At 53.8% G+C, this 13990-nt stretch carries 11 protein-coding genes, 12 tRNA genes and 2 pseudogenes; 23 read left to right on the plus strand and 2 right to left on the minus strand.

Features of this window, described 5'->3' with window-relative positions:
* Positions 1-360, plus strand: a pseudogene (locus JOD24_RS11995) (transposase); the annotation flags it as partial.
* A 395-nt stretch (positions 361-755) separates the two neighbouring features.
* On the opposite strand, the pseudogene JOD24_RS12000 reads toward JOD24_RS11995, so the two are convergent.
* Positions 756-866 (minus strand): annotated as a pseudogene (locus tag JOD24_RS12000) (helix-turn-helix transcriptional regulator); the annotation flags it as partial.
* A 12-nt stretch (positions 867-878) separates the two neighbouring features.
* On the opposite strand from JOD24_RS12000, the gene JOD24_RS12005 reads away from it, so the two are divergent.
* Positions 879-1130 (plus strand): hypothetical protein, encoded by a 252-nt coding sequence (locus JOD24_RS12005; RefSeq protein ID WP_380164979.1) that lies wholly within the window; start codon positions 879-881, stop codon positions 1128-1130.
* A 90-nt stretch (positions 1131-1220) separates the two neighbouring features.
* On the opposite strand, the gene JOD24_RS12010 is transcribed toward JOD24_RS12005, so the two are convergent.
* Positions 1221-2324 carry an aminotransferase class I/II-fold pyridoxal phosphate-dependent enzyme gene (locus JOD24_RS12010; protein WP_380164743.1) on the minus strand — a complete coding sequence of 368 codons (1104 nt, stop codon included), beginning with the start codon at positions 2322-2324 and terminating at the stop codon, positions 1221-1223.
* 127 nt (positions 2325-2451) lie between these two features.
* Between JOD24_RS12010 and JOD24_RS12015 the strand changes: the two genes are divergently transcribed.
* The 21 genes from JOD24_RS12015 (at position 2452) to JOD24_RS12115 (ending at position 13853) form a co-directional block, all read left to right on the plus strand.
* Complete coding sequence (locus tag JOD24_RS12015) at positions 2452-4416, plus strand: molybdopterin-binding protein (RefSeq protein ID WP_380164741.1); 1965 nt, start codon at positions 2452-2454, stop codon at positions 4414-4416.
* Positions 4413-5441 (plus strand): GTP 3',8-cyclase MoaA, encoded by a 1029-nt coding sequence (moaA, locus tag JOD24_RS12020; RefSeq protein ID WP_380164739.1) that lies wholly within the window; start codon positions 4413-4415, stop codon positions 5439-5441. The genes JOD24_RS12015 and moaA overlap by 4 nt, the downstream gene beginning before the upstream one ends.
* A gap of 14 nt (positions 5442-5455) precedes the next feature.
* Positions 5456-5974 (plus strand): cyclic pyranopterin monophosphate synthase MoaC, encoded by a 519-nt coding sequence (gene moaC / locus JOD24_RS12025; protein WP_429246983.1) that lies wholly within the window; start codon positions 5456-5458, stop codon positions 5972-5974.
* Positions 5943-6431, plus strand: a complete 489-nt coding sequence (locus tag JOD24_RS12030; protein ID WP_380164735.1) for a MogA/MoaB family molybdenum cofactor biosynthesis protein — start codon at positions 5943-5945, stop codon at positions 6429-6431. The genes moaC and JOD24_RS12030 overlap by 32 nt, the downstream gene beginning before the upstream one ends.
* Positions 6432-7029: 598 nt before the next feature.
* Positions 7030-7104 (plus strand) — tRNA-Asn (locus JOD24_RS12035).
* Positions 7105-7110: 6 nt separating this feature from the next.
* A tRNA-Ser gene (locus JOD24_RS12040) sits at positions 7111-7201 on the plus strand.
* Between the two features lie 17 nt (positions 7202-7218).
* Positions 7219-7294: transfer RNA gene (locus JOD24_RS12045), tRNA-Glu, on the plus strand.
* Between the two features lie 94 nt (positions 7295-7388).
* Positions 7389-7463, plus strand: a tRNA-Val gene (locus tag JOD24_RS12050).
* Positions 7464-7495: 32 nt separating this feature from the next.
* Positions 7496-7572 (plus strand) — tRNA-Asp (locus JOD24_RS12055).
* Between the two features lie 11 nt (positions 7573-7583).
* Positions 7584-7658: transfer RNA gene (locus tag JOD24_RS12060), tRNA-His, on the plus strand.
* Between the two features lie 16 nt (positions 7659-7674).
* Positions 7675-7749, plus strand: a tRNA-Gln gene (locus JOD24_RS12065).
* A gap of 8 nt (positions 7750-7757) precedes the next feature.
* Positions 7758-7833: transfer RNA gene (locus tag JOD24_RS12070), tRNA-Lys, on the plus strand.
* A 159-nt stretch (positions 7834-7992) separates the two neighbouring features.
* Positions 7993-8076 (plus strand) — tRNA-Leu (locus JOD24_RS12075).
* 20 nt (positions 8077-8096) lie between these two features.
* Positions 8097-8183 (plus strand) — tRNA-Leu (locus JOD24_RS12080).
* A gap of 19 nt (positions 8184-8202) precedes the next feature.
* A tRNA-Pro gene (locus JOD24_RS12085) sits at positions 8203-8279 on the plus strand.
* Positions 8280-8304: 25 nt separating this feature from the next.
* Positions 8305-8378 (plus strand) — tRNA-Gly (locus JOD24_RS12090).
* Positions 8379-8652: 274 nt separating this feature from the next.
* A complete protein-coding gene (gene tsaE, locus JOD24_RS12095; RefSeq protein ID WP_380164967.1) occupies positions 8653-9114 on the plus strand; it encodes a tRNA (adenosine(37)-N6)-threonylcarbamoyltransferase complex ATPase subunit type 1 TsaE in 462 nt (153 codons plus the stop codon).
* Positions 9111-9824: a tRNA (adenosine(37)-N6)-threonylcarbamoyltransferase complex dimerization subunit type 1 TsaB gene (gene tsaB, locus JOD24_RS12100; RefSeq protein WP_380164733.1), complete on the plus strand. Its 714-nt coding sequence runs from the start codon at positions 9111-9113 to the stop codon at positions 9822-9824. Before tsaE ends, tsaB begins: the two co-directional genes overlap by 4 nt.
* Positions 9821-10315, plus strand: a complete 495-nt coding sequence (rimI, locus tag JOD24_RS12105) for a ribosomal protein S18-alanine N-acetyltransferase (protein ID WP_380164731.1) — start codon at positions 9821-9823, stop codon at positions 10313-10315. The genes tsaB and rimI overlap by 4 nt, the downstream gene beginning before the upstream one ends.
* Positions 10287-11294: a tRNA (adenosine(37)-N6)-threonylcarbamoyltransferase complex transferase subunit TsaD gene (gene tsaD, locus JOD24_RS12110; RefSeq protein WP_380164729.1), complete on the plus strand. Its 1008-nt coding sequence runs from the start codon at positions 10287-10289 to the stop codon at positions 11292-11294. Before rimI ends, tsaD begins: the two co-directional genes overlap by 29 nt.
* Before the next feature lie 327 nt (positions 11295-11621).
* On the plus strand, positions 11622-13853 hold the full coding sequence (locus JOD24_RS12115) for a hypothetical protein (protein WP_380164727.1): 2232 nt from the start codon (positions 11622-11624) through the stop codon (positions 13851-13853).
* Positions 13854-13990 lie beyond the last annotated feature (137 nt).

Below are 13990 nucleotides of genomic sequence, written 5' to 3' on the forward strand. Positions count from 1 at the left end.
AGATCAACACCGCTTAAAGTTCCGTTGCCCCCATGCGGCAGGCAAGGTGGACTGTCCCCATGGTACGGCATGGTGCTCGAGCTCCAACTACGGGACGGGATGGTACAGAAAGTGGACATTCGTGACAATTTACGGCGTTTTTCCCTTCCGCATCGGGGATCGCGCAACTGGAAAAAGCTTTACGATGAACGGACGAGCGTGGAACGATGTAACGGTCGATTAAAAGAAAACCTCACGACGAACGATCTTCATGTTTGCGGGATTTCGAAGGGAACCACCCACGTGTACCTGAATGCCATCGTTTTATTAGCGACCGCGCTGGCTGTTAAGAAAACTCAGGCTTCCAAAGAAGTAGCTTAAAAAGAGAATCTCCAAAATTCTGCCCGTATGCCCATATCACTTTAGTTTGCGAAAGTGAAAGACTGGTTTCCCTGAGTGTTATTCTGGTTTATTGAACCAGAAAGCCATTTTGCAAAAGGCTCAAGTAAATGGAAGAGCCAATGCTCTGAAAAAACATGACCAACATCACAAAATAGATAAAGTACTGAGGCAATAGTACATCAAAAATCGCAACTAAGACTACACCTATGATAATACCATAGGATAAAATGGTGTAGGAAAGAGCCTTCGACTTATAAATCAGTAATTGTCCCCGTTCGTCTTTTGATTCTTGTTTACTTTCAAACCATGCCTTGTATGATTCACTCACAATGACTGTACCCGCCACAAAAGAATAACCCATTCAAGAATTTCCACTATTGAGTCTCCTCCTCATAATTAAATATAGACGTCAGGGTTTTGTTAAAAGCATGAGAGATCTTGAAAGCCAAGATCAATGAAGGATTGTACTTATTCTTCTCGAAGGAAAAACCGAGAAAGTGGGGAAAAAGTTTTCGCTTAAAGTCTATAAGGCAACTTGGGAACACTCCTATGGTGAACAGACCACCTTTACAGACCACCATGTCTACTTCTACAAATACGATTCCAAGACCAAGAAACATACGATAGAAACCTACGATTTGAAAACCGGCCATTTGCAAAAGCGACAGGAAATCAAAGGAATCACGGAGATGTTGCCAAGACGGGTGCGGTTTCAATCCTATGATTTCATGGTGTTGCAAGAGTCGTGATCCATCGGGAATTTTTCTCCCGATCGTACTGGAGATGGACAGAGGAAGACCACCTCGGGAGCTTATCACCTACAGGTGGTCTTCCTCTGTTTACAGCGCTTCTACCACCTCGCGCAGAATGCGGGCAAATTCCTGCCGCTCTGCTGGAGTTCCTACACTGACACGCAGGCAGCGGTTGAGGGGAGCGACGCCAGGGACACGAATGAAGACTCCCCGCTGCCAGAGGGCCTCTTGAATGGCGGCGGCGCGGTGAGCCTCCCCCGTGTCGATGGCGACGAAGTTGGTGGCGGAGGGATAGGCGGTCCAGCCCAGCTCTTCGGTCAAGGCTTCATACTCCCGGCGGCCCGCAGCTACTTCCTTTACCACCTGTTGGACAAAGAGATCATCCTTCAGGGCAGCCAGGGCACCTGCCTGAGCGATCCGGCTTACGCCAAAGTGGTTGCGGATCTTGTCAAAAGCAGTGATGATCTCTTCCGAGGCAAAGGCGTAGCCGACGCGCAAGCCCGCCATGCCATAGGCCTTGGAGAAGGTTCGTGTCCGGATCACTCCCGAATCCGCAGGATCCAGGGGGAGATGGGCGGCTTCAGGAGCGAATTCAAGATAGGCTTCATCCAGGAGAAGCAGACAATCGGTGGGGAGCTGCTGGCGAAACTCCTTCAGTTCGGCGGCGGTGAACCAGGTTCCCGTCGGGTTGTCCGGATGAGCCAGATAGAGGATACGGGAGCCGGTGGCACGGGCGGTCTCCACCAGGGCATCCAGGTCATTTTTTCCTTCTCGGTAGGGAACCTGGTGCAGACGGCCTCCAAATCCTTGCACGTGATAATGAAAGGTAGGGTAGCTGCCGAGGGAGGCAGTGACCGAGTCGCCGGGGTTGAGGAAGACCCGGGTGATCCAACCCAGCAGTTCATCGATGCCACTGGCCACGGCGATCCTTTTGGTTGGGATGCCGTTGCGAGCCGCCAGCTCCTCCTTCAAATCAAAGCTGAGTGCGTCTCCGTACAAATAATTCTCCTCCAGTGAGTTCTCCATCGCTTTCCGGGCCAAGGGGGACATGCCGAAGCTGCTTTCGTTGGCCCCCAGCCGAAGACGAACCTGGACTCCAGTTCTCCGCTCCATCTCCTCAGGTGGAACAAAGGGTACCGCTGCAGGAAGATCGGCGACAATCTGGGAAAAAGGAGGTGGTTGCTCCGCCATGTCAGATCCCTCCAGGTGATGATGTGATTATAATACTTCTGGATTCTACGGTACCAAAGATTGAGTTGGATTCCCATCTTTTTTGCCAGCAGTGGGCGGATTCCGCCTCGACAGGGAGGGAAGACAGGTGCTATGCTGGTTTTGCGGCGAATATTCTGAAGGTGAATGGAATCATCAAGGGGAGGATTCTTTGCAGAAGTATAGATTGGATTCCATATCTCGAAGAGAAGCACTCCACTGTCTGCTGGATGCGGTCACCTTCCATCCTCGGAGGGAGATCATTCCTGTCTCCGATGCTCGAGGGCGGGTGACGGCGGAGCCGGTGGTGGCCCAGAGTTCGATGCCACCCCACCCGGCGGCGGCGATGGACGGGATTGCTCTCCGGTCGCAGGTGACTCAGGGGGCTTCTCCGACCCACCCCCTCCGTCTCCAGGAGGGAAGAGATTTTTCATATATCAATACCGGGGACCCATTGCCGGAACATGCGGACAGTGTGGTGATGATCGAAAAAGTGAAACTCCTGGACCGGGGAGAAGTGGAGCTGGTCGAACCGGCTCATCCCTGGAAACATGTGCGACAACCGGGGGAGGATGTAGCCCCAGGGGAAGTGGTGTTGTCGTCGGGTCACCAGATTCGCCCGGTGGATCAAGGAGCGTTGCTGGCAGCGGGAGTGAAGCAGTTGAGCGTTTTGCGTCCGCCACGAGTAGCGATCCTCCCCACCGGCTCGGAAATGGTCCCTCCGGGACTTCCCTTGGAACTGGGACAGTTGCGGGAGTTCAACAGCACGGTGTTGGCAGGATTTCTGGAGGAGTGTGGTGCGGAGCCGGACCGCTGGGGAGTGGTGCCAGATCGGGAAGAAGCACTCCGGGAGGCCTTGCTGAGTGCGGCGGATCGATACGACATCCTGGTGGTGAATGCCGGTTCTTCCGCTGGTAGCAAGGACTTTACTCCACAGGTGTTAGGGCAAGTAGGGAAAGTCCTTCTCCATGGAGTGACCACCCGCCCTGGTCGGCCGGTGGTGCTGGCGAAGATTGGGGAGACGCCGGCGATTGGTCTACCAGGGTATCCGGTATCCGCTTATCTTGCCTTTGACTGGTTTGTCCGTCCCCTGATCCGACATTGGTATCGGCTGGGGGCAGAGACTTCTCCTTCACTCCGTGCGCGGTTGGTTCGGGAGGTGCAGGGAGGAACTGGGGCAGAGGACTTTATTCGGATGCGGGTCGCTCATGTAGAGGGCCAGTATACAGCTTTTCCCCTGGCAAAGGGGAGCGGAGTCACCATGTCGGTGGTCCGAGCGGATGCTTGGCTTCGTCTCCCAGTGGAGACGAAGAGGTTGAAGGCCGGGGAACCAGTGGAACTGGAATGGGTACGGACACCGACGGAGATTGAGCAGACCTTGGTGTTGACAGGTTGTGACGATCCTCTCTTGGATCGAGTCGGCGCTCTGATCCGCCGCATGTTTCCCGGTTGGTCACTCTTTCGAGAGTATACCGGATCGGAGGAGGGCTTGGACCTGTTGCAAAGAGGCGGTTGTCACGCTGTTGCCCTCCCAGGTGATCTTCGACAAGAGCTCCTTCCGGGAATGATCCGACTCCGGGTGGCAGAACGGGAGATGGGCTGGATCACCTCCGCGATGGTTCCCACGCCGATCAGGGGAGTGGAGGATTTAATTCGGTCCGGGCTTCGCCTGATCAACCAACCACCGGGATCCCCCATCCGGGAACGACTGACACAGCTTCTGGATGAACGAGCCGAGGGGAGGCGTCCATCAGGCTGGGAGAGGGCGGAAGGCTCTCACTGGAAGGCGGCGGCTTCTCTGGCTGGAGGAACTGCGGAGGTGACAGTGGGTCCCCGGTCTGTGGCCCAGGCCTTTGAATTGCAATGGAAGCCGGCCTGGCGGGAGCCCTTGGATCTGGTGCTATCCCAATCGGTGGCGGAGAGCGCAGGGGGAAAGGTTCTCACCCGAATTCTGAGTTCCCCGGAATTGCGGGAGATGGCGGCACAGTTGGGGGGATATGACGACTCCCAGGCGGGGGAACTCATCACTTCCTCCCTCAGGATGAATCCCAGGGAAAGCAGGTGGGAGCGATGAGCAAAGAAAACAGGACTTGGAGTGATGCCCTGGGTCGTCCGCTCCGGGATCTTCGCATCTCGGTGACGGACCGATGCAATTTCCGATGCCGCTACTGTATGCCGGCAGAGGTGTTCGGCCCGGATTATCCTTTTTTGCCACGAGAAGAGCTACTCACCTTTGAGGAAATTCTACGCTTGGTTCAGTTGTTTGCCACCGGGGGAGTAGAGAAGGTGCGGATCACTGGCGGGGAGCCTTTGCTACGTCGAGACCTGCCCCAGTTGGTGAAGATGGTGAAAGGAGTGGAGGGAATCCGGGACGTGGCATTAACCACCAATGCCTCCCTCCTCACCCGACAGGCCCAACCCCTGAAGGAGGCGGGGTTGGATCGGGTCAATATCAGTCTGGATGCCTTGGACCCTCAGGTGTTTGCGCAAATGAACGGTCATCGCTCGGATGTGCGCAGAGTGTTGGCGGGAATTGAGGCGGCGGAGGCCGCAGGGTTGAAGGTGAAGGTGAATATGGTGGTGCAAAAAGGGGTGAATGAGGATCAGATTTTGCCCATGGCCCGCTATTTCCGGGAGCAGGGATCGATCCTTCGTTTTATTGAATTTATGGATGTGGGCAACAGCAACGGTTGGGATCTGAAACAGGTGGTCTCCAAGCGGGAGATTTTGGAAAGGATCCACCAAGAGATGCCCCTGGAGAAAATAGAGCCCAATTATTACGGGGAAGTGGCGGATCGCTATCGCTACCAAGGCGGTGAGGAGGAGATCGGGGTGATCGCGTCTGTGACAGACACCTTCTGCTCCAGCTGCACCCGTGCCCGCCTGTCAGCGGATGGCCGCCTATACACTTGTCTGTTCGCCACAGAGGGAACCGATCTGCGGGAGCTATTGCGAGGGGGAGCTGGGGAGGAAGAGCTGTTGAACCGGATCCAGGGGGTCTGGTCCCGGCGACAGGATCGGTATTCCGATGAGCGACACACCTTAACAGAGGACTTGCCCCGCAAACAAAAAGTAGAGATGTCTTTTATCGGAGGCTAACAGGAGGCGATTGCTTGGCTGATTTTACTCATTTTAACGAACAAGGACGGGCGCGGATGGTGGATGTATCGGAAAAGGAAGTGACCCGCCGCACTGCCGTCGCCCGAGCCCGGATCCGGATGTGTCCCCAGACGCTCCAGAAAATCCGGCAAGGAGAAATTCACAAGGGAAATGTGCTAGCAGTGGCCCAAGTGGCGGGCATCATGGCTGCGAAAAAAGCCTGGGATCTGATCCCTATGTGCCATCCCATTCCGCTTAAAGGTGCCGACATCCGCTTCCGTGAAGAAGGGGACAGCTTGTTGGTGGTGGAGGCGGAGACGAAAACCGACCATGTGACAGGGGTGGAGATGGAGGCGCTGACTGCTGTCAGTATCGCTTCCCTTACCATCTATGATATGTGCAAGTCCCTCGACAAGTCCATGGTGGTGGAGGAAATCTGTCTGATTCGCAAGACCGGTGGAAAAAGCAAGGATTATCAAAGACCGGGGGAGGAGGGATCAGATGTGGCGTGTCGGAATCGTAACGGCCAGTGACAAGGGGGCTCGCGGGGAGCGGGAGGACCGGAGTGGGGAGACGATCCGGCAGCTGATCCATGAGCCGGATTTCGAGGTGGCCGCCTGGGAATTGGTGCCCGATGAACAGAAGAGGATTCAAGAAATATTGATTCGGATGGCTGACGTAGAGGGGCTGAATCTGGTGTTGACCACTGGCGGAACCGGTCTGTCCCCTCGAGATGTGACGCCGGAGGCGACGCGGGAAGTGATCCATCGGGAGGTACCAGGAATCCCGGAAGCGATGCGGCTCGCCTCGCTCCGCAAAACCCCCTATGGGATGCTCTCCCGCGGGGTGGCCGGGTTGCGGGAAAAAACATTGATCCTTAATCTTCCTGGAAGCCCCAAGGCGGTTCAGGAATGTTTGGAGGCAGTTTTACCCGTGTTGCCCCATGCCTTGGAGACGGTGACAGGGGTCTTTGGGGATCATGGGAACTAAACCGAAAAGTGGATCGAACAGGTGAGGGGCCAACGGACTCGCCTCCAGTTCCGGCTATGGAGGGATCAGACACATTCGAGTGTCCCGGCGAAATTTTCGCCGGTTTTTTATATAATTCAGAGCAGGGATGTAGATTAACCACAAAATAGATGATGGGAACGAAACGATCTTTCGCTCTTCCCGTTGCCCCCATCGTAAAATATCCCTTGAGGGGACAGGGATGGTGGGAGGGCTACGATCTCTTGCAAAGAACGCAAAGGTTCTTCACCGCCCCACTATCCCGTCCTGATTTCCTACCTAAAATATGGCTAATTAACACGCCTGGATTCAAAATGACCCGATATAAGGCTCCGATGGTTCGACAGCCCATTTTGCATGTGGACTGATCGGCGTACCCCGGCATCAGATTCGATCTGCATCTGGTGACGGCACGCAGAAAAATGTTGCAAAAACGATTGACGGAACTCACACACCTATGCTAATTTAATTAAGTACCTGCTTGTGGGGTCATTAGCGATGTGACCTCAAAAGTTTTTAAAAAACCTCTTGCAAATTTGAACGCAATCGGTTAAAATGAAATATGTCGCTTCGAAAGTGTTCCTCAGTAGCTCAATGGTAGAGCGCCCGGCTGTTAACCGGTAGGTTGCAGGTTCGAGTCCTGCCTGAGGAGCCATTCTGCGGAGAGATACTCAAGAGGCCGAAGAGGACGGTTTGCTAAACCGTTAGGGGGTTTTGGCCCCGCGCGGGTTCGAATCCCGCTCTCTCCGCCATCGATTGTAGATCGTAAGGCCCGTTGGTGAAGCGGTTAACACACCAGCCTTTCACGCTGGCATTCAGGGGTTCAAATCCCCTACGGGTCACCATACTGGAAGGAAGTAAGATGTGAGCTGTGGGAAATGGGGATGCATTATGCATTTCTGAATCTCCCCTCTCGCCTCGCGCTTCCTCTTCTCATCTGGACGGTTAGCTCAGTGGGAGAGCACCTGCTTCACACGCAGGGGGTCGGCGGTTCGAACCCGTCACCGTCCACCATGATCTGGTTTCCCGGATCACACACAATATGCGGAGCTGTGGTGAAGTTGGAGTTCACGCCGGCCTGTCACGCCGGAGGTCGCGGGTTCGAGCCCCGTCAGCTCCGCCATTTTAATTATGGCGATCATGGCGAAGTGGTTAACGCACCGGATTGTGGCTCCGGCATCGTGGGTTCGATTCCCACTGGTCGCCCCACTTTATATATTAGTGCTGGGGCGTAGCCAAGAGGTAAGGCAACGGACTTTGACTCCGTCATGCGTAGGTTCGATCCCTACCGCCCCAGCCATTGAATAAGACCCATTAGCTCAGTCGGCAGAGCACCTGACTTTTAATCAGGGTGTCCCAGGTTCGAATCCTGGATGGGTCACCAGTGATCGATGAAAAGACAAATGTACGATGGTGTTATAAATAGACTCGCTCCCGTGTGATAGGATGAGGAAGAAATAATTCTTGACAGTCATTCGAAGGCGTGATAATATAGTTCTTGTCTTTGTGAAATTTCCCTGCAAGAGAGGGAACAGTAGCCTTCGCGGGTGTGGCGGAATTGGCAGACGCACTAGATTTAGGATCTAGCGCCTTCGGCGTGGGGGTTCGAGTCCCTCCACCCGCACCAAAGCTGAATGTGGATCCTGTGCGGTCGTGGTGGAATCGGCAGACACGCTATCTTGAGGGGGTAGTGGCCGCAAGGCCGTGCGAGTTCGAGTCTCGCCGACCGCACCATTTAACACATCAGTGTTTCCGGGGTGTGGCTCAGCTTGGTAGAGCGCCTCGTTCGGGACGAGGAGGCCGCAGGTTCAAATCCTGTCACCCCGACCATCAGTTACATACAATTACATTTTATGCGGGTGTAGTTCAGTGGTAGAACATCGGCCTTCCAAGCCGAATGCGAGGGTTCGATTCCCTTCACCCGCTCCAATCGACCGCAGCCTTCCAGGTTGCGGTTTTGCTATATCCAAAAGATTCTCGGGTGTATCCCATAGGGGCACCTGTGGTACCATGGTGAAGACTGGCCATTTTTTACATAGCAGTGTAAAAAGATTGTGGACGGTGGGGATCGGGTTTTCTAAAATCCATCCGGAGGACTGTTTTTACAACGTCTGCAAGAGCTTCTCCCCCAACCTAGGCTTGTGGAAAGGGGAAAGGCGGAACCCAAATGGGGGACGATCATTTGCGACGGGTGATGAGTGAGATGAAAAAGGATTGTCTGTTTAAAAGTTGTAGCCCGGAGGAAACCCGGTCTCTGGCTCAGTCTGTGGCGAGAGGATTGCAACCGGGAGACGTGATTCTTCTGGAAGGGGATCTGGGTGCGGGAAAGACCACATTTGCTCAGGGAGTAGCTACTGGTCTCGGGATAGGAGAGTCGGTGGACAGTCCCACCTTCACCTTGATCAAGGAGTATCATGGGGGAAGGCTTCCCCTCTATCATATGGATGTATATCGAATCCAATCCCCTGAGGAAGAGCTGGGATGGGATGAATATTTTTATGGTGAAGGGGTCACCCTCGTCGAGTGGGCGAGCCGCATTGCTCCCTGGTTGCCGGAGAAGCGGATTCAGGTAGAAATCACTCATGAAGGGAACTGCCGCCAGCTCCGGATCGAACCACCTGAAGAGGCCTTGGAACGAATCTGCGGGGGGCTGAATCTGAGATGAAGATATTGGCGATGGATACTTCTACCCTGGTGCTAGGGGTGGCGGTATTGGAAAAAGGTTCCCTGCTGGGGGAAGTGACGACCCATCTCCATAAAAACCATTCCGTTCGCTTGATGCCAATGATCGCACACTTGCTGGAAGAACTGGAATTGAAGGTGGAGGACCTGGACGCGATTGCAGTTGCGGCAGGGCCTGGCTCCTATACAGGGATCCGGATCGGTTTTACTACTGCCAAAACGATCGCGTGGAGCAGACAGATTCCGCTACTCCCTGTGTCCAGTTTAGCTGCTTTGGCGATGAACGGTGTTCGGTTTCCTGGGAAAATTGTCCCCCTTTTTGATGCCCGGCGTCATCGGGTTTATAGTGGACTGTTTCAGGGAGATGGAGGCGGGTTAGTTCCGGTGAAAGAAGAACGGGTGACCGATTTTACTAAATGGCTGGAGGAGCTTCGTGAGGAGGGACCCCTCCTCTTTTTGGGAGAGGATGTCTCCAAATTTCGGGAGGAGACGGTTCAACTCCTGGGTGGACAAGCGGTATTCGGCCTGGGAAGGGAAAACGCGGTAAGTGCTACCCACCTTGGGCAGCTGGCCTGGGCTCGTCTGCAATCCAGGGAATATGCAGAGAGCGAGGACGCAGTCCCCAACTACTTGCAACTGACAGAAGCAGAGGCCCGATGGATTCGGTCCCAGGAGAGAGGGGAACCGAAATGAAGGAGCATCCGGATGTGAATTTCCAACCGATGACTCGGACTGACATCCCCGGAGTGCTCGCAGTCGAACAGGCTTCTTTTTCGACGCCCTGGACACGTCAAGCCTTTTACAATGAGTTGGTCCATAATCCGTTTGCGACTTATATCCTAGCCATCACAGAGGAGAAAATTATCGGTTACGGAGGCATGTGGCTCATACTGAATGAAGCTCATATCACCAATATTGCCATTCACCCGGACTGGCGGGGTCAGGGAATCGGAGAGGCCATGTTTGATTATCTGATGTCTTGGGCTCATCTGTCCGGAGCGGAAAAGATGACCCTGGAAGTAAGGGTATCCAATGAAATCGCCCAAAACCTCTACCGAAAAAAAGGATTTCAGGCGACGGGGATTCGACCCCGCTATTATACGGACAATCAGGAAGATGCTCTTATCATGTGGGCGGAGTTGGGTGGTGAAGAGGATGAAGAAGTGTTGGGTGCTGGGAATTGAAACCAGCTGTGATGAGACTGCAGCGGCGGTGGTGGAAAATGGAGACCGTCTCTGCTCCAATGTGATCTCCTCCCAGATGCAAATTCACAGCCGGTTTGGTGGGGTGGTCCCGGAAGTCGCCTCCCGGCGCCATGTGGAGCAGATTACTGTGATTCTGCAACAGGCCTTGGATGATGCTGGGGTGCGGCAGGAGGAGTTATCCGCCATCGCGGTGACCCAGGGCCCGGGCTTGGTCGGGGCTCTGTTGATCGGAGTGGCGGCGGCCAAGTCTCTCTCCTTTGCTACTGGAATTCCTCTGGTGGGGGTGCACCATATAGCGGGTCACATTTATGCCAATCATCTGGTGAAACCCATGCAATTTCCACTGGTAGCTCTGGTCGTCTCCGGAGGTCATACGGAACTGATCTATATGCCGGAGCATAACCGATTTGAGAGGCTGGGTCGGACCCGGGATGATGCTGCGGGGGAAGCATATGACAAGGTGGCCCGGGTGCTGGGCTTGCCCTATCCAGGGGGGCCGGAGATTGACCGTCTGGCTAAACAGGGAACACCGGTGATCGATTTTCCCCGCGCTTGGTTGGAAGCGGACTCCTTGGACTTCAGTTTCAGCGGCCTGAAATCAGCGGTCATCAATTATCTGCATAACACGGAGCAACGAGGAGAACAGGTGAAAAAGGCGGACTTGGCTGCCAGTTTCCAGGAGGCGGTCGTGGAGGTGTTGACGGAAAAGGCAGTGCGTGCCGCCCAGTACAAAGGGGTGCATCACCTGGTGTTGGCTGGCGGCGTCTCCGCCAACTCGGCCTTGAGAGAAGCCTTGGCCGCTCGTTGTCGCCAAGAAGGCATGGATCTCTCTTCGCCTCCTCTGGAACTGTGTACGGATAATGCGGCTATGATCGCTGCGGCGGGGACGTACTGCTTTTGGGAAGGGGAACGGGCAGGATTGGAACTAAATGCAGATCCTAATTTGAAATTAGTGTAAGAACCTGTAACCGGCTGAAAGTGGCCGGTTTTTTTATTTATCCACAACGGGGAGGGGGCGGTGATGAGGGAAAAGGGGGAATTTATTGATTTTAAGCAGATAATCCTGTTCCTAGGGCCCATATTTCATTTGTTTTATGCAGAATGTGGATAAAAAAGCTTTAGTACTTGTGGATAATGTGGATAAGTTGTGTGGATAGATCTATACAAAGGTTTTGCCTGTGGATAAGTCTGTGGATAACCTGTGGATATAGTGTTATAGATATACGACATACTTCTTTTGGCCTGGGGAAGGATAGGAGGAGAGTCTGAGAAACGGGGGTTGAAGGTGAAGGTCAAAAAGACAATAGGGTTCTCTCTCTGTCTGGTCTTGTGGCTGGTTGGCATTCAGGAGGGCCTTTGTGCCCCGCAGACAGCAGATGCCTCCCTCCAACAGGTCTGGTGGTTGAATGTTCCTGGTCTTCGTCTGCAGGATCTTCGTACCCCGGGTCAGCCACATCTGAACTGGATGATGGAACATGCTTCAGTAGGTGCCATGAATATGAAAACAGGAGGCAAAGAGACGCTTCCCAACAGTTATGCTGCTTTGGGAGCGGGTACCCGGGCAGTGGCACCGGCTGATGAAAGCTTTTATGAACCGGATGAATCAGTGGTGGATCATGGGGAGATGGAAAGTACATCCGCTGGTATTCTCTACACCCGTCGCATGGGGGAAGAGGCTCCCGCGGGGTCGGTGGTTTACCCCGGAATCATGAAATATAGGACAGAAAATGAAAAGATTCATTTTACCGTGAAGCCCGGCGCATTGGGAGAGTCTCTTCACCGCAAAGGATTGTCCACCTTGGTGTTGGGCAATCTGGATGAAGGAAATAAACCGGTTCGCTATGCACCATTGTTGACTATGAACAGCCAGGGGATTACACCGGAGGGATCTGTGGGCAAAAAAGTGTTGGCCTCCGATTCCAAAAGGCCTTACGGTGTGAAAAGTGATTATCGACGCATCGGAAATCAACTGTTTTCCTGGAAAAAACCAGGTCTCGCTGTGGTCGATCTCGGGGATTTGTACCGTCTGGAAAAATTCGGTGATACGATGTCGCCCTCGGTGCGGCAAGAGATCCGTCATCAAGTTCTCGCAGAGCTGGATGACTTTTTGGGTGAGGTGTTGGGCCGGGCGGGAGAGGATCGCTTGGTTATGCTCACCTCCACCGGTAGTGGATTGGCAGAGGAAGAAGGGTTGTTTCCTGTTCTGATGTACCAATCCTCAAAAAAGCAGTCGGGACTGCTCACCTCATCTACGACCCGCCGGACCGGGGTTATCAGCAATATCGATATCGCCCCGACGCTGTTGGATCGTATGGGAGTGGAGATTCCTGGAGAGATGTTGGGCCGACCGACTCAAGGGGTGGCGGGAAACAACGGGATGTTTTGGAGTACAGTGGACCGGGTGGAGTCGATCAATCGATTGCGACCGTCGGTTCTCTATTCTTATATCCTGATTCAGATATTGGTTTTGGTTACTGGACTCACGTTGATTTTGAAAAACGGTCGGGGAAAAGGTTGGATGGAATCGGTGTTGTTGGCGATGATGCTGACCCCCTTTCTATTTCTGATTCTGTCCGATGTGACCGCCGGTTCCTGGTGGATGGTCTCGGGGACGTTGGTCTTGACAGGATTGGTATTTTCCAAAGTACTCACCCGGGCGTCCACTCTTCCCTTGCTGTTTTGGGCGGGTTTGCTCGGCTTCTTGCCCGTGGTGGTGGATGGTTTGTTGGGAGGACCGTTAATTCGGCACTCTTTCCTCGGGTACGATCCGATTAAGGGGGCTCGCTATTACGGAATTGGCAACGAGTATATGGGCGTGGTTCTCGGATCCTCGATACTCGCTTGTGCCGCGTGGTTGGAACGTCGTACCACTCTTTCCCGTGGGGTGCGTTTAGGCGTGGGGTTGTTTTTTTTCGCCTTGCTCATCTTTTTTGCGGCTCCCTTTTGGGGAACTAATGCGGGAGGAGCTTTGGCTTCTGCTGTCGGTTTCGGAGTGGCCTATCTCCGGTTTTTCCAGACCAAGTGGAACCGAGGAACCGCTATGAAAATGTTGGGGATGGCGGGGATCGGCCTATTCACGTTGGTTACATTAAACCTCTGGTTTCCCGTGGAAACTCCCACCCATATCGGTAAAGCCCTCTCCGACCTTCAAGGGGGAAACTTTGAAGAAATCGTTCAGATCATCAACCGAAAATTGGAGATGAACCTGAAACTGATCCGCTTCTCCTCCTGGGGGAAAGTCTTCCTGTTGTCTTTGTTGGCGATGGCGGTACTCGCATTTCGACCCGCCGGTGGACTGAAGATGTTAACTCAGCGCTATCCACAGCTGTTTAACGGTTTTACGGCTATTTTGGCAGGATCGCTGGCAGCACTGGCTTTCAATGACTCCGGGATCGTATCTGCAGCTACTGCTATCGTATATGTGGTCATGCCAGTAATGATCATCGGCATTCGGGAATGGACCGGGGGCAGGAACCGAGTGGAGAGGGTGGCTTCCCCTGAAAAAAGCCGTTCTTGAATGGAGAAGCAAACGGGCAAAGACATTTGCCCGTTTTGTTGTCTCTCATGGTAACTTTTGTTTTGGGAAATTCGACAAACCCGGTGTAGAATAGGTCTTGAGGCCTTTAGGGGCAGGAATTCGACCCTTCGATGTAT

The sequence above is a fragment of the Kroppenstedtia sanguinis genome (assembly GCF_050433445.1).
Classification (GTDB): domain Bacteria; phylum Bacillota; class Bacilli; order Thermoactinomycetales; family DSM-45169; genus Kroppenstedtia; species Kroppenstedtia sanguinis.

What these genes read in the sequence shown, in the direction of transcription:
- JOD24_RS12030 (WP_380164735.1), top strand. Translation starts at nt 5,943, where the DNA reads ATGTGGCGTGTCGGAATCGTAACGGCCAGTGACAAGGGGGCTCGCGGG.
- tsaB (WP_380164733.1), top strand. Translation starts at nt 9,111, where the DNA reads ATGAAGATATTGGCGATGGATACTTCTACCCTGGTGCTAGGGGTGGCG.
- tsaD (WP_380164729.1), top strand. Translation starts at nt 10,287, where the DNA reads ATGAAGAAGTGTTGGGTGCTGGGAATTGAAACCAGCTGTGATGAGACT.
- rimI (WP_380164731.1), top strand. Translation starts at nt 9,821, where the DNA reads ATGAAGGAGCATCCGGATGTGAATTTCCAACCGATGACTCGGACTGAC.
- JOD24_RS12010 (WP_380164743.1), bottom strand. Translation starts at nt 2,324, where the DNA reads ATGGCGGAGCAACCACCTCCTTTTTCCCAGATTGTCGCCGATCTTCCT.
- tsaE (WP_380164967.1), top strand. Translation starts at nt 8,653, where the DNA reads ATGAAAAAGGATTGTCTGTTTAAAAGTTGTAGCCCGGAGGAAACCCGG.
- moaA (WP_380164739.1), top strand. Translation starts at nt 4,413, where the DNA reads ATGAGCAAAGAAAACAGGACTTGGAGTGATGCCCTGGGTCGTCCGCTC.